Genomic DNA, 19,183 nt, shown 5'->3' with positions numbered 1-19,183 from the left:
ATCTATTTTTTTCTAACTACATTTTATTATTTATACAGGTTTGATATTGTTCGCTATCAGATTAGGGATGGCAGGATATGAAGCATAATATGAAACTTTGGAGTAAATATTTTTTATGTGGCATCGCCATATCTTTATTATCTGCCTGTCATCAGCGCCCGACTGAACAAGGGCAGCAAACTGGGCAAGGGCAGCAGTATAAGGATGGCCATTTTGTTCAGGATCTCCGGCTGGTTGATACACCAAATACGCAAGGCTCTCCCGTCAATATCAGTGATTTTGCCACTCAGGTGAGATTAATCAGTGAAACCTCTCCCAAACTATATGCCAGCCATCGCGCAACTTTTGATGCGATTGAAAACTGGACACAGTATGGTGGTGATGTCCGCAATTTAAATCAGTTTGGTCTGCTTGCTTACCAGATGGAAGGCGAAGACAACTACGGTAATGTCAAATTTACGGGTTACTATACGCCTATTTTACAGGCTCGCCACAGCAGGCAAGGGGAATTTAAATATCCTCTGTACCGGATGCCGGATAAATCGGTTTCCCGCTTACCGGATCGCTCAGCTATCTATAATGGTGCCCTCGATAAAAAATGGATCATCGGCTACAGCAATTCCCTGATTGATAATTTTTTCATGGAAGTGCAAGGAAGTGGTTATGTGGATTTTGGTGATAACAGCCCGCTAACGTTTTTCGGCTATGGCGGGAAAAATGGTCAGGCTTATCGCAGTATAGGCAAGGCATTGATCGATAAGGGGGATATTCCCCGTGAAAAAATGTCAATGAAAGCGATTCGTCAGTGGGCTGAACAGAATAATGAATTTGATGTGAGACAAATTCTGGAGCAAAACCCGTCTTTTGTGTTTTTTAAACCGGAACCATATACCCCGGTTCGGGGAGCCAGCGCCGTGCCTTTAATTGCCAAAGCCTCAGTGGCATCAGATAAAATATTGGTTCCGCCGGGAACAGTGTTACTGGCAGAAGTGCCTGTACTGGATAATTTGGGACAGTTCACCGGGCAATATCGGATGCGTCTGTTGGTATCACTGGATGTCGGTGGAGCGATAAAAGGCCACCATTTCGATATTTATCATGGTGTTGGTGATAGAGCCGGAGAAATGGCCGGTTTCTATAATCACTACGGGCGTGTCTGGATATTAAAGAAAGCATCAACTGGCTTTTTGGCAGCAAACCAGTAAGATCCTGCTCAGTTCAAACTATCGATCACCTATCATCTTTTATCTATTCATGACCGATTACCTGTCAGGAAATAACGGTATCAGCTGGCATAGGTTTTATTCAGGATTTATTAATGATGCAAGTTTCTCTCTCTGATGCTTATCTTCAACGTTTTGCTGGTACCGCACGATTATATGGCCAGAAAGCGCTTTCATTATTTGCACGTTCACATGTCTGCGTTGTCGGTATTGGTGGTGTGGGATCATGGGCGGCGGAAGCGTTGGCTCGTACGGGCATCGGAGCGATCACACTGATTGATATGGATGATGTCTGTATCACGAATACTAACCGCCAGTTGCACACACTGGTACAGAATGTCGGGTTAGCAAAAACGGACGTGATTGCGGAGCGGATACGGGCAATCAATCCTGAATGTCGCGTCACCTGTATTGATGACTTCGTTACACCGGATAATGTGGCGGAATTGATATCGGCGGATTTTGATTATGTTATTGATGCTATTGACAGTGTTCGCCCGAAAGCTGCTTTGCTCGCTTATTGCCGCCGTTATAAGATCCCTGTGGTGACAACCGGAGGCGCTGGCGGGCAACTCGATCCCACTCAGATACAGGTAGTGGATCTAGCTAAAACAGTGCAAGACCCTTTGGCTGCCAAATTAAAAGAACGTCTGAAATCTGATTATCGTGTTGTGAAAAACGGTAAAGGAAAACTGGGTATCGACTGTGTTTTCTCAACAGAACAGTTGGTGTACCCACAATCTGACGGCACGGTGTGTGCGGCTAAAAGTACGGCTGATGGCTCAAAACGGATGGATTGCGCTTCTGGTTTTGGTGCCGCAACCATGGTTACGGCAACTTTTGGGTTTGTTTCAGTCTCTCACGCATTGAAGAAAATGGTTGCCAAGGCAGAGCGGGAGAATCGTCTTTAGCCAGTCTGTTATGAACGATTTTGATAAGTACGGGCGATTTCCTGTATAGCGTTAATCAGGGATTTGACACCATTAACTCGTGAGCCACTTAGTTGTTGTTCAAGGCCTGCTTGCTGAAATAGTTCGATTAATGGTGTCTGCAAGACCTGTTCCGGTGTTTTTCCTTCCACTATGGTCAGGATAAAAGCCAGTAAGCCTTTTACAATACGGCCTTCACTATCACCGTAAAAATGCAGGTGGTTCTCAGCAAGTAGCTGGTGTCCTAACCAAACCCTGTTTTCACAGCCTTTGATTTCAATCTGTTGTTGTTTCAGCTCATCGGGCAGAGCCGGTAATTTTTTGGCAAGCCCGATAAGCTGCCGATAGCGATCTTCCCACAATCGACATTGCTTAAATGTTTCCATCAGCTGCTGCTCTGTAATTTCGGTTCCGAATGGATGTGGAGCAACGATTGATGTTGGCGGTATTCGGTTTGAAAGTGATGTCATTGGTTATTTAATCCTCAAGCAGCGATAGGGCGAATTTTACCGCACTGACTAATTTATCTGCATCTGGCTTATTGTTATAAGGCATAAATGAAGCCCGCAGGCATCCGTCTATCCCTAATGAATCAAGCAGAGGCTGAGCACAGTGTTGCCCTGAGCGCAGGGAGATATTTTGTTCAGCAATAAGCATGGCCAAATCGCTATGATGTATATCGGCAATATTGAAGGCCAGCAGACTGGAGCCCGTTGAGCGATAGCTGGTAAAGCCCGGAATCGCACTAAGTTGTTGCTCTGTATAATCAGTCAGGGCAACGGCATAGGATTCGGCAAGTGGAATATCGACAGTTTTTAACCACTCGAGAGTAGCCGCGAAACCAATAACACCAGCCACGTTCGGTGTGCCAGCTTCAAAACGATAAGGAACGGCTTCCGGAGTGAAACCGTCGAAAGAAACCTGAGTCAGCATTTTTCCGCCACCCTGCCACGGGGACATTGCATTCAGTAATGTTCCTTTGCCATACAGTACACCCAATCCATTCGGGCCATAGAGTTTATGAGCGGAAAAAGCATAAAAATCGATATCTGACCGCTGTACATCAACGGGAGAATGAACAATCCCCTGAGCGCCATCAACCAGTACCAGACAGTTATACTGATGAGCGAGGGAGGTGACCTGTTCCAAATCGACCGCCGCCCCGGTGACATTTGACATCTGGCTAATCGCAACCAGTCGGCTTTTTTCATTGAGCAGTGTTGCCAGCGTATCAATTTCTGGTTGGTATCGTTTTTGTTTATTTGTACCAATCGGCCATTTTACAACTTTAGCGCCGGTCTGTTCTGCCAGCATCAGCCACGGCAGCAGGTTGGAATGATGTTCCTGCTCACTGACGATAATTTCATCACCCGCTGATAAACGGGAACGAAAATACCCTTGTGCAACCAGATTAATGGCTTCGCTGGCGCCTTTTGTCCAGATAATATCTTCCGGTTGTGGGGCGCTGATCAATTCAGCTACTAAAGAACGCGCCTGTTCGTAGCGCTCGGTCATTGCCTGCGCCGTTGCGTGCTGGCTGCGATGAACTGTCGCACTGTGATTCTGGTAGTAGCACTGAGTTGCCTCAATCATACACGCGGGTTTGAGGGAAGTTGCTGCACTGTCCAGAAACACTGCCGGTTCTGGAAACTCAGAGGATGGCTGTAGGGCAGGAAACTGGCAGCGAAATTTTTCTGAATCAAAGGATTTCATAAATGATGTTAATTAGAGTCGTAAAAGAATTAATTTTCTTTAATCAGGTTGGAGGGATTTTACAGCAAAGCAGCGAAAAAAAGCACCGCAATTGCGGTGCATAAAAAAATCACTATGGACAGACAGGGTAAATGTACAGGAAGTGAAAAATAAACTGTAGCATACGCTACAAAGTCTGGTTTCCCAGACAACTTGCAAACACAACATCACAACCACAAAGCCAAAAGTACCTATGTATTGCTGCAAATTTGTATCACTCCAAATTTGCCCGCGACAGAGCTACTTTTCGTTCCGGCTTAGGAAGTGCGCACACTATAGGGATTTGCTGGTATATCATCAATGGACAAATTATAATGCTTCGGATTACAAAAACTAATACCTGAGAGAAAAGAGTTACCGGTATCGTAACCACTATATAAGAAACCAACATGTCCAAACGTTTACCACCACTCAATGCGTTACGAGTTTTTGATGCTGCTGCACGTCATTTAAGTTTTACTAAAGCGGCAGAAGAATTATTTGTTACTCAGGCTGCTGTCAGTCATCAGATGAAAAGTCTGGAGGATTTTCTGGGGCTGAAACTTTTTCGTCGTCGCAACCGCTCTTTGTTGCTGACGGAAGAGGGGCAAAGTTATTATCTGGATATTAAAGAAATATTCACCGCCATTAATGAAGCGACCCGGAAACTTCAGGCCCGTAGTGCCAAAGGTGCACTCACAGTCAGTCTTTCTCCCAGTTTTGCTATTCAGTGGCTGGTGCCACGGCTTTCTGGTTTTAATCAGAGCTTTCCGGGGATTGATGTGCGGATTCAGGCCGTGGATCGGGAAGAAGATAAACTGGCAGATGATGTTGATGTCGCTATTTTCTATGGGCGGGGAAACTGGCCGGGGTTGCGGACAGACAAGCTCTATCCTGAATATTTACTGCCTGTTTGTTCGCCTTCGTTATTAATGGGTGAGCGCCCGCTGAAAACACCGGCAGATCTTGTCAATCATACTTTGTTGCATGATTCGTCCCGACGGGACTGGCAGGCCTACGTTCGCCAGCTTGATATGCAGCAGTTGATTAATGTCCAGCAGGGGCCGATATTCAGCCATAGTGCTATGGTGATTCAGGCTGCGGTACACGGGCAGGGCGTAGCGCTTGCCAATAATGTGATGGCGCAAAATGAAATTGATGCAGGGCGTCTGGTGTGCCCGTTTAATGATGTTCTGGTCAGCAAGAATGCATTTTATTTGGTTTGTCAGGATAATCAGGCAGAATTGGGCAAGATTGCAGCTTTTCGTAAATGGGTACTTACACAAGCTGCGAGCGAACAGGAAAGATTAGGCTTTATTACGAGCGAATGACATTAACGAATGAGAGCGGGAGCAGCGCAATGAATAGCCGTGCAATGCTTGTTTTTTCCGGAATAAGTGGCTTCTTCTACGTGGCCTTTGGAGCAATGGGTGCTCATCTTCTGGCATCGGTGCTGACACCGAAGCAACTGGAGTGGATTCATACCGGTCTGCAATATCAGGGGTTACATACATTGGCGCTGATGGCGCTGGCGGCTGTACTGATAAGGCAACCTGTGACGTTATTTAGCCGGGCAGGAATATTTTTTGTAGCCGGGATCATCCTGTTTAGTGGCAGTCTTTATTGTCTGGCCTTTTTACCGCTAAAATTTTTGGTTTATCTGACACCAATTGGTGGGTTCAGTTTTCTCATCGGTTGGTTATGTGTATTAATTGGCGCTCTGCGTCTAAGGAAATCGGCGCTTAGCCATGAATAAAGTTGCTTTATATTGCCGCCCCGGGTTTGAAAAAGAGTGTGCGGCAGAAATTACGCATAAAGCCGGGCAGAAAGAAATCTACGGTTTTGCCCGAGTGAAAGAAAACAGCGGTTATGTGCTGTTCGAGTGTTATCAGCATGATGATGCCGATCGCCTGATCCGTGAAATTCCATTCCGTGAGTTCATTTTTGCCCGCCAGATGCTGGTTGTGGGAGAGTTGCTGAAAGATTTGCCTCAGGAAGATCGTATCACGCCTATCATTGGCATGCTGAGCGGTGTTATTGAACGTGCAGGCGAATTGCGCGTAGAAGTACCGGATACCAATGAGAGTAAGGAATTGATGAAATTCTGCCGTAAATTTACGGTTCCTTTGCGTAATGCGATGCGACAGGAAAAGCTCCTGCTGGCAAAAGAAAATCCCGGTCGTCCGGTCATTCATGTCTTTTTCATTGCCCCCGGATGCTGTTATGTGGGGTATTCTTACAGTAATAATAACTCGCGTTTTTACATGGGTATCCCGCGTCTGAAATTCCCGTCAGATGCACCAAGCCGCTCGACGCTGAAACTGGAAGAAGCTTTCCATATGTTTATCCCTTATGACGAGTGGGAAGAGCGTCTTGATAGTGGTTTGTATGCCGTGGATCTGGGAGCCTGTCCGGGAGGCTGGACTTACCAGTTAGTTAAACGCAGCATGATCGTTCATGCAGTAGATAACGGGCCAATGGCTGAAAGCCTGATGGATACCGGTCAGGTTAAACACCATCGTGTGGATGGCTTCAAGTTTGAACCATCGGTAAAAAATATTTATTGGTTAGTCTGCGATATGGTGGAGAAACCGGCGAAAGTTGCCCAGCTTATGACTGACTGGCTGGCTAAAAGCTGGTGCCGTGAAGCAATTTTCAACCTCAAATTGCCGATGAAAAAACGTTATGAAGAAGTGGCTCATATTCTGGAAAAAATTGAGAGTCAGTTGAAAGAAAGTGGTGTTAATGCCCAGATTCAGGCAAAACACTTATATCATGATCGTGAAGAAATCACAGTACACGTTCGCCGTATTTGGTCTGCTTATGCAATGCACCGTGATTTTTGATTGAACCCCTCCTATTTTCCGGTAGTTATCTCTTAAACAATCTGAAAATGCCCCGGTTATTTGATTTTTTACATAACCGGGGCATTTTTTGTTTTTCTGTGTTCTAAATTTAAAATCACAAGAAATTTTCACCTAAGTTAACTCTTTATTTGAATTAATTTCATATATACAAAGATGTATTTTTTAATAAATAAAGAAAGATTCTTTTTTGTTAACGCAATCGTTTATTTTCAAATTAATAATTAGACATGGAAATTAAATATGTTTAATGTATAACTTAAAATGATGTATCAATCATTTTTACACAGCCAGAAACTGACGTTATTTTATCCAAGAGTTTTACTTCTAATAACTTGCTTAGGAAGAATAATAAACTTATATACCCGCTATTATTGAAATTGCGGGGCATAAACTATGAGTCTTTTTTTACAGGAGATTTATATGACCTCAAAGAAAAAATATACCTATACGGGGTTATCCGACTCTAACTCTCACTCTGTACAGGATATTACATCACTATTATCAGCCTACGTTCCAAACTCTGATCTAAATATCCGCGTTATTCATAAGCCTTTAGGGGATAAGGCCCCAGATGAGCTTTTGCGGACCAACTTCCACTGGGGGAATAATAAAGTCGGCTCTTCCGGCACATTAGAATTAACCTATCATTTTTTAAAAACAGCACCTTCTATTATGCCTAGGTTTGATATTTCAGACTTCCAGGCTTTTAATTCGGAACAAAAAGAAGCAGCCAGACTTTCATTACAATCCTGGTCTGATGTCGCCAATATAAAATTTACGGAAGTCAGCAAACTTTCCGACGCTAATATCACTTTTGGTTTCTTTGATTATAGTGCGAGTGGCGATTATGCTTTTGCCACTTTACCCAGAGGACAAAATACAACGTATTCTTGGTACAACGCGCAAAACCATACTTTCAAAACGAATGATATCGGTGTAAATGGCTACGGACGACAGACGTTTGTTCATGAAATCGGGCATACTTTAGGTCTGGAACATCCTGCTGATTATGATGCCTCTGACGCCGTAAGGCCAACTTATCCCAATGTCGGCCAATATTTCGAAGATAGCCGCGCTTATACCGTAATGAGTTATTTCAGTGAGAAATTCACAGGTCAGGATTTTCAGGGGAATTACTCATCAGCGCCATTATTGAATGATATTACTGCTATTCAGGCTCTGTACGGTGCCAATATGGAAACCCGTAAAGGTGATACCGTATATGGCTTCAACTCCAACACCGACCGCGATTTTATGACAGCAACAGATGCTGACAGTGAACTGCTATTCAGCGTCTGGGATGCGGGCGGGGAAGATACATTTGATTTCTCCGGTTTTACCCAGAATCAGCGTATTAATCTGAATGAAGGCGCGTTCTCTGATGTGGGTGGCCTGAAAGGTAATGTTTCGATTGCACGTGGCGTGGTTATTGAGAATGCGATTGGTGGCAGTGGTGACGACATCATCGTCGGCAACAGCGCAGATAATATCCTTAAAGGTGGTGCAGGCAATGATGTCATTTATGGCGGTCTGGGCGGCGATCATCTTTGGGGCGGTTCAGGCAAGGATACTTTTGTCTATCTGGATGGCAAGGAATCACTGAAAAGTAATCCGGACTGGATCCACGATTTTGTCTCAGGTGAAGACAAAATCGACCTGTCGCAATTTAACTTCGGAAGCAAAGGCGATCTCAAGTTTGTTAACTCATTCTCAGGTAAAGCAGGTGAAGTTTTACTGAATTATAACGAGTTAACAGATGTAACAGATATGTCTATCAGTCTCGGAGGAGAATTAGCTGGAAATGATTTTCTGGTGAAAATTATTGGTCAGCCATCGCCTGAAATGGATTTCATCGTTTAATCGGATAGGCTGCTGTCTCTTTTGAGGCAGCAGCCATTTATAGGGTGAGCTGTGATACAACAACATCTGGTTTCCTTCAATATCAATAGGCTGTTTAATTTATTGAAGTTTTTCACTCTATCGATAACGGTATCTTTATTTTTCATTGGAGGATGTATGGCAAGTAGTTTGAATCTCCCTGAACCAACTGAACTGACAGGCATCTGGCAGGTTACGGATAAACATCAGGTATGCAGTATCGAACTGACAGATGTGCGTTTGCCGGAAGGTTCCATCTGGGCGCTGAAAAGCGACGACTGTCTGACAAAAATGATAGGCAACCCGGTCACAGGCTGGCGAGCAACACCTGATGGTATCACTCTGACGGATGCAACGGGTTATGGTCTGGCTTTTTTTAGTCAGGGTTCTGAAGAATGGGTCGCTTATCTTGTCGATGGCCGGGAGCTGGTTATGACATTAAAAAGTAAAGAATAGACAAAATTAAGAAAACAATATCCCCAGTGCTTTTTAGTAAAGTGTTTTTCAGGAAACTGAAACCTGCTGGGGATAGTGAAAACAAGATAAAGATAAGAACATAAATAAGCGACTTTCTTTTGATAATGAAGTCTTCTGATAATGAAGGGATTTCTGTGAAATTACGCCATTCAAAAGGTGAAATGACGGATATTATCCGTGCACGCAGCAAAGTATTCTGGACAATCGGTTTATTTACAGCATTTATTAACTTACTGATGCTGGTTCCCTCCATTTATATGCTTCAGATATATGATCGAGTCCTGCCGTCCAGTAACACAATGACTTTGCTGATGTTAACGCTGATTACGCTGAGTATGTACGCCATCATCGGTGGACTGGAATATATTCGGAGTCAGGTTGTTATCCGTATCGGCAGTCAGTTTGATATGTGCCTGAATCAGCGCGTGTATACCGCATCGTATGAATCTAATCTGAAAAATGGCTCGACAGATGCGGGACAAATGCTGAATGACTTATCGACCATTCGCCAGTTCCTGACGGGAAGCGCACTGTTTGCTTTTTTTGATGCGCCGTGGTTTCCGGTTTATCTGGGCGTTATTTTCCTGTTCAGTCCCTATTTAGGATTACTGGCACTGGTTGGGGCGCTTATCCTGATTGCGCTGGCTGTTCTGAATCAGTGGTTATCTCATTCTCCTCTGGCACAGGCTAGTCACCTTTCCCTGCGTTCGGCCAATCTTGCCAGTACCAATTTACGCAACGCAGAAGTTATTGAAGCATTAGGTATGTTACCGGCGCTACGCCGGCGCTGGTTTGGTCTGCATGAGCGTTTCCTTAACTTTCAGCGTATCGCCAGTGAAAGATCTGCATCGATTACAGCCATCACAAAAACAGTGCGCATGGCATTACAGTCCTTGATCCTTGGTTTAGGGGGCTGGCTGGCAATTGAAGGCAATATCACGCCCGGTATGATGATTGCCGGCTCAATCCTGATGGGACGGGCGCTATCGCCGATTGAGCAGTTAATACAGGCATGGAAAAGCTGGAATGCTGCCCGTCTGTCATGGCAGAGGCTGGATAATTTGCTGAAAGCACAGCCTGAGCGGAAAAGCGGGATGACGTTACCTGCTCCTAACGGAACGCTGTTGTTAGAAAAAGTGTTTGCTTCTCCGCCCGGAAAAATTAAAGCCGCTAAATCTACTGAAAAGAATAAGCCTGTTTTGCAGGACATCAATTTTTCCCTTGAAGCCGGAGATATTCTCGGTGTTATTGGGCCCAGCGCATCAGGAAAATCCACTCTGGCACGTTTGCTGGTTGGGGTCTGGCAAGCTCAGGAAGGGGTGGTGCGGCTTGATGGTGCAGATATTTACCAGTGGAACAAGGATGAGCTGGGTTCTCACATCGGCTATTTACCACAGGATATTGAATTATTTGCCGGAACGATTGCGGAGAATATTGCCCGTTTTAATGATATTGATGCGGAAAAAGTCATCGAAGCGGCAGAGAAGGCTGGTGTACATGACTTGGTGCTCAATCTTGAACAGGGTTATGACACGCTGATTGGTGCAGGAGGTATGGGATTATCCGGCGGGCAGAAACAGCGTATCGGGTTGGCTCGGGCGCTTTATGGTAATCCATCGTTGGTTGTGTTGGATGAACCTAATTCCAATCTGGATGATATCGGGGAAAAAGCACTGAGCCAGGCGATTAACCAATTACGTCAACAGGGAAAAACGGTAGTGGTAATTACCCATCGTCCGGCGTTGCTCTCCCAAACAAATAAAGTTTTGTTGTTAGTACAGGGAAAAACGAAACTATTTGGTCCATCTCAGCAGGTTATGGCGACATTGGCACAATCCGTATCAGTACAGTCCGCACCAGTACAATCCGCATCAGTACAGACAACACCTGTACAGGCGAAACGTGCCGATAATATGAATTTGTCTGGGAGCTAAAATGTCCGAACAGACCAACATAAAACAGACTCAACATGATGAACCCGCATTACTGCCACTGGATGCAAGCCGTTATCTGCGATTGGGCTGGCTGGTTATTGGTATTGGCATTCTGGGGTTTTTAATATGGGCAGCATTTGCTCCGCTCGATAAGGGTGTCGCTTCTTCCGGCATGGTTGTGGTGGATGGTAACCGTAAGACTGTTCAATCCCCGACTAATGGCATCATCAGGCAGATCTTAGTGGCAGAAGGAGAGCATGTCAGGGCAGGACAGATATTGGTTCAGCTCAGTCAGGTTCAGGTTAATGCCCAGATTGATTCTCTGAAACAGCAGTGGCATACCATGCTGGCAACGGAAGCGCGTTTACTGGCTGAACAGCAGGGCGCAGATGAGCTGGTTTTTCCGGCCTTTTTACAGGCCCAGTCCTCAGAGCCGCGGATTGACAATATTCTGGCGTTACAGAAACAGCTTTTTCTTTCCCGGCGGGAGATGCTGAAAAGTGATCTGGCGGGAATGAAGCAGTCAGAAGAGGGCGTGATTGTTCAGATCAAAGGATTGCGGGAGGCAATGGTAAATAAACAGCAGCAGAAGGCTTCACTTAAAGAACAAATCACAAACCTGCGCCCACTGACAGAAGAGGGCTATTTTCCCCGCAACCGTTATCTGGAACTACAGCGCAACCAGATTGAGTTAAGCGGCAGTATGGCTGAGATGGCAGGACGGATCGGGTTGCTTGAAAAGCAACAACAGGAAACGCAACAACGGATTATTCAGCGACAGGCGGATTATCAGCGCGAAGTTCGTAGCCAGCTTGCTGATGTACAGGTTCAGGCCAATGAACTGCACAATAAACTGGAAACCGCACAGTTTGATTTATCCCATACCTCGATTGCGGCTCCTGTTGAGGGAACGGTAGTCGGACTGAAGGTTTTTACTCAGGGAGGCGTTGTTGCATCAGGGGAAAAACTGATGGAGATCCTGCCTGAACAGAGTGCACTGGAAGTTGAAGCGCGTCTGATGGTACACCTGATTGATAAAGTTGAGATTGGTCAGAACGTTGACCTGATGTTCACAGCGTTAAACCAGAACCGCACACCTAAAGTGACCGGGAAATTACTGGTTATTTCCGCCGACCGTTTAGTGGATGATGTGACCCGAGAATCCTATTACCAGATCCGAATTCGGGTGACACCAGAAGGCATGGCGAAGCTGACGGATTTACACATCAAACCCGGAATGCCGGTTGAGGTTTTTGTCAAAACAGGGTCACGCTCACTGCTGAGTTATTTATTCAAACCGCTGGTGGACAGAGCATCAACATCGCTGATCGAGGAGTAGTGGAAATGTTCAGGCATCATCAAACTACAGGGAAAAATACAAGAAAACGCTCTGTGCTCCTGTCGTTATTTTTAATCACTGTTCCCGCAATATTGCATTCAGCTCCGCTCAGGGCACTTTCCCTGACGGAAGCTTATGCTCTGGCGTTACATCATGATCCAACGTTTCAGGCTGCGATAAAAGAGCAGGAAGCAGGGCAGGAAGAAAAAGCGCTCGGGCGGGCAGAGTTATTACCTAAGTTATCCATTAGCTATCAGAATGCCCCAAAGAACTGGCAGCAGATGGAATCCAGTTCTATGAATACAAGGGGTCATCAGGTTCAAGAGCGTTTTGATCGGCAGTATGACAGTTATAGCGGCGTACTGCTCCTGACTCAGCCATTGTTCGATATCGAAGTCTGGTCACGTTATCAGATCCGTAAGGCTTATGCGCTGATGAGCGATGCCCGTTTTCGGGCTGACAGTCAGCAACTGGCTGTCAGAGTCGTGAATAGCTATGTTGCTGTCGCGTATGAACAGGACAGGCTGGCGCAGATTGTACAGCGGCGTATGGCCTATGAAAAACAGTTGGAAATGAATCAGAAATTATTCACTTCCGGTGAAGGAACCCGCACGGATATAGCAGAAACTCAGGCCCGTTACAGTCAGGTTCAGGCGGATGAGTTGACTGTACGGGATGAGCTGGATGCGGCAATTCGTGACTTACAGTTGTTAGTAGGAACGCCATTACCGGCAGATATCCCTGTGACGCGTTTATCGAATGTTGAGCATTTCAATACAATAAATCTGATGTTTGAACGCTATGCCGATTGGGAACAGGCCGCATTGCGTCAAAATCCTCAATTAGCGGTTGCTCGCCGGAAAATTGATGTGGCATATCAGGAGATTAAACGTAGTCAGGCAGGATATTTGCCGAAACTGGAGTTATATGCTTCTCATAGTGAAAATAAATCCGGTACTGACAACACCATCAATCAGAAATATCGTACAGATTCTATTGGCGTGCGTGTTTCCATGAATCTCTATAACGGCAATGGAACATTGGCATCTGAGCGTCAGTCGGCGGCTAATTATGATAAGACCAAATATGAAATGGATGCGCAGGCAGGGGAAATCCTCAATGCACTGCGTCGCCATTATAACGGGTGTGTTAATGGGCAGAAGCGGATACGTGCTTATGAAGAGGCGGTAAAAGCCGCTGAATTGCAGGTACATGCAACGGAAAAAAGCGTCCTGTTGGGACAGCGGGTAAATGTGGATGTACTGAATGCAGAGCAGCAACTCTATACCGCCCGTCGTGAGCTTTCTCAGGCAAAATATGACTATATGAAATCCTGGATTGGCTTATTGAATGAATCAGGGCAGCTAAATAGGGAACATATTCAGCTGCTTTCTCATTATTTTGGCTGAACCCTGAATTTTGCTTGAACACATTGCCCGAGTTTGATTCAGAGACGGTTCAGCCGGAGTTGTTGCAAGTTACCATGCAGGGATAAATCGGTTTTTAACGAAGCAACTTCACGGCAGATGTAGGCCATTTCTTTGTCAGACGCCAATTTATTACGCCATTTCTCCGGCTGAGCTTCCAGATCCCGGAAGAGATTATCTAACGAACCCGCCTGTTGCAGCAAAGTAACGGCTGTTTTGGGACCAATACCCTGAACTCCCGGAATTTTGCTGCTGCTGATCCCCGCCAGCCCCCAGTAATCGGGTAACTGGGCAGGAGAAACGCCAAACTCCTGCTGTACAAAAGGCAGATCCAGCCAGCGTTTCTGGAAATAATCCCGGATTTGGATATTCGGAGAAAGTAGCTGGCAGTAGCCTTTATCCGTCGAAACAATGGTAACCCGATTCCCTGTAGCGGCAACTTTGGTTGCCAGTGTTGCGGCTAAATCATCTGCTTCATGTCCTTCAGCATGCCAGCTGGCTACACCCAGCGCATTGAATGCCTGTTTAATCAGCGGCATTTCCTGTTGTAAATCCTCCGGCATAGCCGAACGCCCGGCTTTGTAATTGGGAAGTAACTGATGGCGCCAGCTATGGTAACGATCATCTTCGTCAAATACCGCTACGGCATGAGTTGGAGAAGAGTGAGAGATTAATTGCTTCAACGCATGCTCACAGGCGGTAACGCAGGGCGTTCCCTGCACAGCATGGATACGTCGAATCAAATTCAGGGCGTCTACAATCAAAAGGTGTATCATAGTTTCTTATTCCATCCGTGGACTTATTCCCTGGCGACTGCCTCACTGGGTTTTGATGAGGCAGGTAATCTGCCATTATTTATCTAATGATTTTATAACATGGCTCATAAGCTGTGCCACCCGGAAGTTTCATGCGATTCTGCTTCACAAAATCTTCCAGCAGGCTATCCATCCGGCGCATAATTTCTGCGTCACCGTGGATCTCGAACACCCCGTGCTTTTCGATAGCCTGAATGCCGAACTCTTTCACATTGCCCGCCACGATACCAGAAAATACCCGTCTCAGTGCCGCTGCCAGTTTTTCCGTTGGCTGATCCAGATGTAAATCCAGATTCGCCATGTTTTCATGGTTAGGGTCAAAAGGATGCTGCAAATCATGAGGGATTTTCATTGCCCAGTTAAAACTGTAGGCATCACCGGTTGAGCGGCGATTTTCCTTGACCAGTGGCATCGCAGTTTTCATCACTCTGGCCACTTCTAATGGATCATCCACAATAATCTGGTAGTGACGGCGAGCCTGTTCACCCAGAGTGTTGACAATAAATTCATCCAGAACATGAAAATAATCAGCACTCTCTTTTGGCCCGGTTAAGACCAGAGGCAATACCTGATTCTCATTTTCAGGGTGCATCAGGATCCCCAGTAGATAAAGCAGCTCTTCTGCTGTTCCCACACCTCCGGGGAAGATGATAATACCGTGAGCGATACGAACAAAAGCTTCCAGCCGCTTTTCGATATCAGGCATGATGATCAGTTCATTAACCAGCGGATTGGGTGGCTCAGCTGCAATAATGGAAGGCTCTGTAATACCAATAAAACGGCTATTTTTATAACGTTGCTGCGCATGACCGACCGCTGCACCTTTCATTGGAGCTTCCATTGCACCCGCTCCGCAGCCGGTACAAATATTCAGCTCCCGTAAACCAAGCTCATTGCCGACTTTGCGGGCGTACAGATATTCTTGTTCATTGATAGAATGCCCGCCCCAGCAGACGATCATATTGGGATTTTCAGCAAGATGCAGTGCTTTGGCATTGCGCAGGATGGAAAAAACGGTATTGGTAATATGCATACCATTTTTCAGATTCAGAGAGTCGGCTTTTTGGGCATCGGTAATCTGCGCATGAACAAACAGAATATCCCGCAATACTGCGAATAAATTTGCCCGCAGAGAACGGATAATTTTGCCATCAACAAATGCTTCTTCCGGTGGATTGACCAGCTCCAGTTTAACTCCCCGCTCTCTACGCAGAACGTTAATATCAAAATCTTTATGCTTTGAGAGTAGTTCTTTGCTGTTATCAGTCTGGCTACCAGAATTGAGCACGGCGAGTGAGCAATTGCGGAAAAGACGGTACAGATCACTGCTTGCTGTGCGTTTAAGGGTATCCACCTCAAGCTGAGAGAGTAAATCCATTGACCCTAACGGGCTGACATGTGTAATCAAGAATGACTCCTTTTATACCCCAATAGGGGTTTCTCAATAATGGTTCTACCTGAAATTTGTAGGGACTAATTGAATTTATCTGGTTTAAGTCAGCCCGTTAGATTACCGAATGGCCTACGGATGTATGCCATCGGGGTGGATTCAGCGATTACTGACGGGCTAGCCTGCCGGTTGGCGGCACAAATGAGTCATTACTGCGCCACGGATTGATATCCAGCCCACCCCGGCGGGTATAACGCGCATAAACAGTGAGTTTTTCCGGTGCACATAGCTGCATTAAGTCGTTGAAAATACGTTCAACACACTGTTCGTGGAACTCGTTGTGGTGACGGAAGGAAACCAGATAACGCAATAATTTTTCCTGATCGATTTTAGGGCCTTTATAGCGAATTTGTACTGAACCCCAATCAGGCTGGTTTGTGATCAGGCAATTTGATTTTAATAGATGGCTGACCAAAACTTCATCAACAACAGGCCCTGTCGCTGCTCCATTAAGATAATCGCGATTGAATTGATAATCATCAATTTCAATATCCTGATTATCAATACATTTACCTTCAAAATCGGCAATTGGCTGTTGATTGAAATCATGCAGAGGGTATAAAACAACGTCAATCTCACCATTGGCACAGGCAGACAAATCCCGTTGCAGCGTTTGCTGGACGGTTTCCCAATCAGCGAAGCGGGTTTGGTTAAAGCTATTCAGATAGAGCTTGAAACTTTTTGACTCGATAAGATTTTCACTGGCAGCGTTCAGACTGACATGCCCGATGGCAACCTGAGGAACACCCCGCGAATTGAGCCATGACAGTTCGTACATTGTCCAGATATCTGCGCCGTAAAACGGCAGATTATCAGGATACAGTCCAAGTGGCTCACGGTTCATACTGCGGGGAACGGCCTGTAGTAATGCAGGTTCATACGTATCACAGTAGGAAGTTGGTTTTCCGAGAGTGAGTTGAGAGAGTGCCTGATTATCTTGATACAAAGACATAAGATTCCTCAAAGGTAATATACCCTGCATTTAAGAGCGATAGGGCGGAGGTTATTGTTTTGAATACAAGCGGTAGTGTATCAAGGAATATCGATAATTCGTATTTTTATTGCGCATTTTAAAGAAACTCAGCCCGATAATTGCCATCCAAATCAGAACAGATTCTTAAACGGGCTGAATTATCCATCCAGTGGGATATAATTAGATAACTAATATAGAGTATTCGCTTTTATTTGAAAGAAATTAACTTCTCTAATAATGGCGATCTGAACAGATTATGCGGATCAAATTTCTGTAAGGTATTAATTGCCGAATGCCAATTATTATCAGCGGGTAATCCATCCGTAAATGAAGCCGGGATTTTTTGGGTCAGTATATCCTCATTAGCCCATGCACCCTTTGTGCTGTATCCCCAGCCTTTACTCCATTCAACACGAATAGACGCGTAAGTGTCATCAAATTCTTTAAACATCCATGCTTCAAGCCTGCTATAAAATTCAGCAGCATATTGAGTATCTGGATGGGTTAACACATCGAGCCAAATAGCGACATCCCACTCCGGACGATCCTGACGTGGGCGAATAGCAGATAGACTCGGTACTACAGCATTTTCCTGCATGACGTCAGAAGGTTCATCCAGTGCTGTAACCCGGATCTCAATGGGTCCGTTGACAGGAAATTTACCCTGATTCTGGTATTCCTGCATTAAGGATTGCCACTGGGAATAAAAGAGATGGAGAACTTTTTGAATATTATTGCGGCTGGTTAATATGGCATAACCATTTGCAGTAACACGTAATGTTGTTGGCTTAACATATAGCAATAAATTTTTGCTCCAGCCCCAGATATCATTTCCGGCAGCTAAAAAATAACCTAGCATCACTGCGTATTGAAGATGGGAAAATATTGGAGTGAGGCTAGGATTATCATGGGTTATTTGTTTAATGAGTTGAGATATTTGAACAGGAATATTATCAGAAAATGGGTAGTTGTACGGGTGGGTAACTTCAATACTGGAAATAGGCTTTTTCGGTGTAACACTCCATACCTTTAGCCAAGGGTTAGCAGTGAATGGGAATAAAATAGCTTCAGCACGCCCACTTTTATCCAGAAAGTGACTAAAAGTTTTTTTGTTTTTTTTATCTTGTGAAAGTGCAAATAGTTCTGTTGCCGGAATATCAGTAATACTTTCACACCGAAGACGCTGGTTTTTACCAGCCTGGAGCTCAGCATTTAAAATCAGGGAGCAGCCTAAATTCACGAGAAGAGGCGCACACTCAGGATCATTGCGCTTAAAATTCCTGATAATATATTGCTCACTTTTTTCATCCCAAACGACGGCGGACAAAGAGAGTACAGAGTTACTGACTGAGCCAAAGTGATGGCCGGGTTGCGGTTCTTCATTCAGCGCCTTAACACTTGTTCCATGCCCACCGATTGCCAGTACTCCACCGAGAGTTAAATCACCGGGTGCCGGAGTTGCAGTAAAACCAACTCCTTGCTCTTCCATTTTTGTCATGAGTGTTTCCATTAATACACCAGCCTGCGCAGTGACAATGGCATACTCAGGAAGATGTTTAATACTTACTTGATTAAAGTGCTGGGTAAGATCCATGAGCATGACTTGATGATTATTTTGTTCCTGAGCTGAAATGATCAAAGGCGACCAGTTATGTGACTCTCCCACAACTCTCAGTTTATAATTTTTTTTCCACGCCCAATTAACAACTAAAATAATTTCTTTGTCTGATTTAGGGATACAGCATGGAATATGATTCGAATAAATTTCTTCTGACCAGTTAATAAATTCTCTATATATCAATTTTACGTCTTTAGGAAAATCAGTTAATGTCAGGTTTGTTTTTTTATTCTTGTTTTCTTTATTTAATTTATTTGGACTTTTATTTTTTATGTTCATTATGTTATTACCTTGTAGGATATAAATAAAATCACTATTTTGAATCCACATTTATAATGTGGATGGCAAGAGGTGTTATTTTTTATATTAATGCTATTTTTGTTTTAACTTGTGACTTATTAGCTATGGTTTTATTCAGCCCCTGGCTATAAATTCAGGCCAAGTACACGGCATAATATTACTTGAAGGGAGATGATTCTCTTTACTGTGATAAATAGTGTAGAGCCTGATACCATTATTTTA

The 19,183-nt window shown here is 44.8% G+C and carries 16 protein-coding genes; 10 read left to right on the top strand and 6 right to left on the bottom strand.

The genetic code is table 11. The features are described from left to right. The first annotated feature begins 89 nt into the window (after nucleotides 1-89). Entirely contained in the window at nucleotides 90-1,205 is a 1,116-nt protein-coding gene (mltA, locus tag AACS90_RS01895; RefSeq protein ID WP_099120205.1) for a murein transglycosylase A, read from the top strand. A 116-nt stretch (nucleotides 1,206-1,321) separates the two neighbouring features. Then, a complete protein-coding gene (gene tcdA / locus AACS90_RS01890; RefSeq protein WP_099120204.1) occupies nucleotides 1,322-2,134 on the top strand; it encodes a tRNA cyclic N6-threonylcarbamoyladenosine(37) synthase TcdA in 813 nt (270 codons plus the stop codon). 8 nt (nucleotides 2,135-2,142) lie between these two features. Here the strand turns inward: tcdA and csdE are convergent, their stop codons facing one another. Continuing rightward, on the bottom strand, nucleotides 2,143-2,622 hold the full coding sequence (gene csdE / locus AACS90_RS01885) for a cysteine desulfurase sulfur acceptor subunit CsdE (protein WP_099120129.1): 480 nt from the start codon (nucleotides 2,620-2,622) through the stop codon (nucleotides 2,143-2,145). Between the two features lie 7 nt (nucleotides 2,623-2,629). Further along, nucleotides 2,630-3,865, bottom strand: coding sequence for a cysteine desulfurase CsdA (gene csdA, locus AACS90_RS01880; RefSeq protein ID WP_099120128.1), 1,236 nt, complete (start codon nucleotides 3,863-3,865; stop codon nucleotides 2,630-2,632). Nucleotides 3,866-4,293: 428 nt separating this feature from the next. Between csdA and AACS90_RS01875 the strand changes: the two genes are divergently transcribed. The 8 genes from AACS90_RS01875 (at nucleotide 4,294) to AACS90_RS01840 (ending at nucleotide 13,787) form a co-directional block, all read left to right on the top strand. Beyond that, a complete protein-coding gene (locus AACS90_RS01875) occupies nucleotides 4,294-5,214 on the top strand; it encodes a transcriptional regulator GcvA (RefSeq protein WP_099108934.1) in 921 nt (306 codons plus the stop codon). 29 nt (nucleotides 5,215-5,243) lie between these two features. Further along, entirely contained in the window at nucleotides 5,244-5,639 is a 396-nt protein-coding gene (locus tag AACS90_RS01870) for a DUF423 domain-containing protein (protein WP_099120203.1), read from the top strand. Next, nucleotides 5,632-6,729 (top strand): 23S rRNA (cytidine(2498)-2'-O)-methyltransferase RlmM, encoded by a 1,098-nt coding sequence (rlmM, locus tag AACS90_RS01865; protein ID WP_099120127.1) that lies wholly within the window; start codon nucleotides 5,632-5,634, stop codon nucleotides 6,727-6,729. The genes AACS90_RS01870 and rlmM overlap by 8 nt, the downstream gene beginning before the upstream one ends. Before the next feature lie 441 nt (nucleotides 6,730-7,170). Then, nucleotides 7,171-8,610: a serralysin family metalloprotease gene (locus AACS90_RS01860; RefSeq protein WP_099120126.1), complete on the top strand. Its 1,440-nt coding sequence runs from the start codon at nucleotides 7,171-7,173 to the stop codon at nucleotides 8,608-8,610. A gap of 156 nt (nucleotides 8,611-8,766) precedes the next feature. After that, nucleotides 8,767-9,084, top strand: a complete 318-nt coding sequence (locus tag AACS90_RS01855; protein ID WP_099120125.1) for an AprI/Inh family metalloprotease inhibitor — start codon at nucleotides 8,767-8,769, stop codon at nucleotides 9,082-9,084. A 125-nt stretch (nucleotides 9,085-9,209) separates the two neighbouring features. Then, complete coding sequence (locus tag AACS90_RS01850; RefSeq protein ID WP_193757102.1) at nucleotides 9,210-11,039, top strand: type I secretion system permease/ATPase; 1,830 nt, start codon at nucleotides 9,210-9,212, stop codon at nucleotides 11,037-11,039. 1 nt (nucleotide 11,040) lies between these two features. Beyond that, on the top strand, nucleotides 11,041-12,378 hold the full coding sequence (locus tag AACS90_RS01845; protein WP_099120123.1) for an HlyD family type I secretion periplasmic adaptor subunit: 1,338 nt from the start codon (nucleotides 11,041-11,043) through the stop codon (nucleotides 12,376-12,378). 5 nt (nucleotides 12,379-12,383) lie between these two features. Continuing rightward, nucleotides 12,384-13,787 carry a TolC family outer membrane protein gene (locus AACS90_RS01840; RefSeq protein ID WP_099120122.1) on the top strand — a complete coding sequence of 468 codons (1,404 nt, stop codon included), beginning with the start codon at nucleotides 12,384-12,386 and terminating at the stop codon, nucleotides 13,785-13,787. Nucleotides 13,788-13,825: 38 nt separating this feature from the next. Here AACS90_RS01840 and xni read toward each other — a convergent pair whose 3' ends face one another. The 4 genes from xni to AACS90_RS01820 all read right to left on the bottom strand — a co-directional run bounded on the left by xni (nucleotide 13,826) and on the right by AACS90_RS01820 (nucleotide 18,940). Beyond that, nucleotides 13,826-14,581, bottom strand: coding sequence for a flap endonuclease Xni (gene xni / locus AACS90_RS01835; protein ID WP_099120121.1), 756 nt, complete (start codon nucleotides 14,579-14,581; stop codon nucleotides 13,826-13,828). A gap of 79 nt (nucleotides 14,582-14,660) precedes the next feature. Continuing rightward, nucleotides 14,661-16,028, bottom strand: coding sequence for a nucleotide 5'-monophosphate nucleosidase PpnN (gene ppnN, locus AACS90_RS01830; RefSeq protein ID WP_099120120.1), 1,368 nt, complete (start codon nucleotides 16,026-16,028; stop codon nucleotides 14,661-14,663). 148 nt (nucleotides 16,029-16,176) lie between these two features. Then, a complete protein-coding gene (queF, locus tag AACS90_RS01825; RefSeq protein ID WP_099108925.1) occupies nucleotides 16,177-17,022 on the bottom strand; it encodes an NADPH-dependent 7-cyano-7-deazaguanine reductase QueF in 846 nt (281 codons plus the stop codon). A gap of 229 nt (nucleotides 17,023-17,251) precedes the next feature. Beyond that, the gene (locus AACS90_RS01820; RefSeq protein ID WP_099120119.1) at nucleotides 17,252-18,940 is read right to left on the bottom strand and encodes a cholesterol oxidase substrate-binding domain-containing protein; all 1,689 of its coding nucleotides are present in this window, start codon (nucleotides 18,938-18,940) and stop codon (nucleotides 17,252-17,254) included. Between the last annotated feature and the right edge of the window lie 243 nt (nucleotides 18,941-19,183).

Origin of the sequence: Xenorhabdus sp. KK7.4 (assembly GCF_963876465.1) — a bacterium.
In the GTDB taxonomy this organism is placed as follows: Bacteria; Pseudomonadota; Gammaproteobacteria; order Enterobacterales; family Enterobacteriaceae; genus Xenorhabdus; species Xenorhabdus stockiae.
The sequence above is the reverse complement of the archived record's forward strand: the minus strand, read 5'-3'. Positions and strand labels throughout refer to the sequence as shown.

Bases quoted from the DNA above. Each gene is read 5' to 3' on its own strand.
- mltA (WP_099120205.1), top strand. From the start codon at position 90: ATGAAACTTTGGAGTAAATATTTTTTATGTGGCATCGCCATATCTTTA.
- tcdA (WP_099120204.1), top strand. From the start codon at position 1,322: ATGCAAGTTTCTCTCTCTGATGCTTATCTTCAACGTTTTGCTGGTACC.
- csdE (WP_099120129.1), bottom strand. From the start codon at position 2,622: ATGACATCACTTTCAAACCGAATACCGCCAACATCAATCGTTGCTCCA.
- csdA (WP_099120128.1), bottom strand. From the start codon at position 3,865: ATGAAATCCTTTGATTCAGAAAAATTTCGCTGCCAGTTTCCTGCCCTA.
- AACS90_RS01875 (WP_099108934.1), top strand. From the start codon at position 4,294: ATGTCCAAACGTTTACCACCACTCAATGCGTTACGAGTTTTTGATGCT.
- AACS90_RS01870 (WP_099120203.1), top strand. From the start codon at position 5,244: ATGAATAGCCGTGCAATGCTTGTTTTTTCCGGAATAAGTGGCTTCTTC.
- rlmM (WP_099120127.1), top strand. From the start codon at position 5,632: ATGAATAAAGTTGCTTTATATTGCCGCCCCGGGTTTGAAAAAGAGTGT.
- AACS90_RS01860 (WP_099120126.1), top strand. From the start codon at position 7,171: ATGACCTCAAAGAAAAAATATACCTATACGGGGTTATCCGACTCTAAC.
- AACS90_RS01855 (WP_099120125.1), top strand. From the start codon at position 8,767: ATGGCAAGTAGTTTGAATCTCCCTGAACCAACTGAACTGACAGGCATC.
- AACS90_RS01850 (WP_193757102.1), top strand. From the start codon at position 9,210: ATGAAGTCTTCTGATAATGAAGGGATTTCTGTGAAATTACGCCATTCA.
- AACS90_RS01845 (WP_099120123.1), top strand. From the start codon at position 11,041: ATGTCCGAACAGACCAACATAAAACAGACTCAACATGATGAACCCGCA.
- AACS90_RS01840 (WP_099120122.1), top strand. From the start codon at position 12,384: ATGTTCAGGCATCATCAAACTACAGGGAAAAATACAAGAAAACGCTCT.
- xni (WP_099120121.1), bottom strand. From the start codon at position 14,581: ATGATACACCTTTTGATTGTAGACGCCCTGAATTTGATTCGACGTATC.
- queF (WP_099108925.1), bottom strand. From the start codon at position 17,022: ATGTCTTTGTATCAAGATAATCAGGCACTCTCTCAACTCACTCTCGGA.
- AACS90_RS01820 (WP_099120119.1), bottom strand. From the start codon at position 18,940: ATGAACATAAAAAATAAAAGTCCAAATAAATTAAATAAAGAAAACAAG.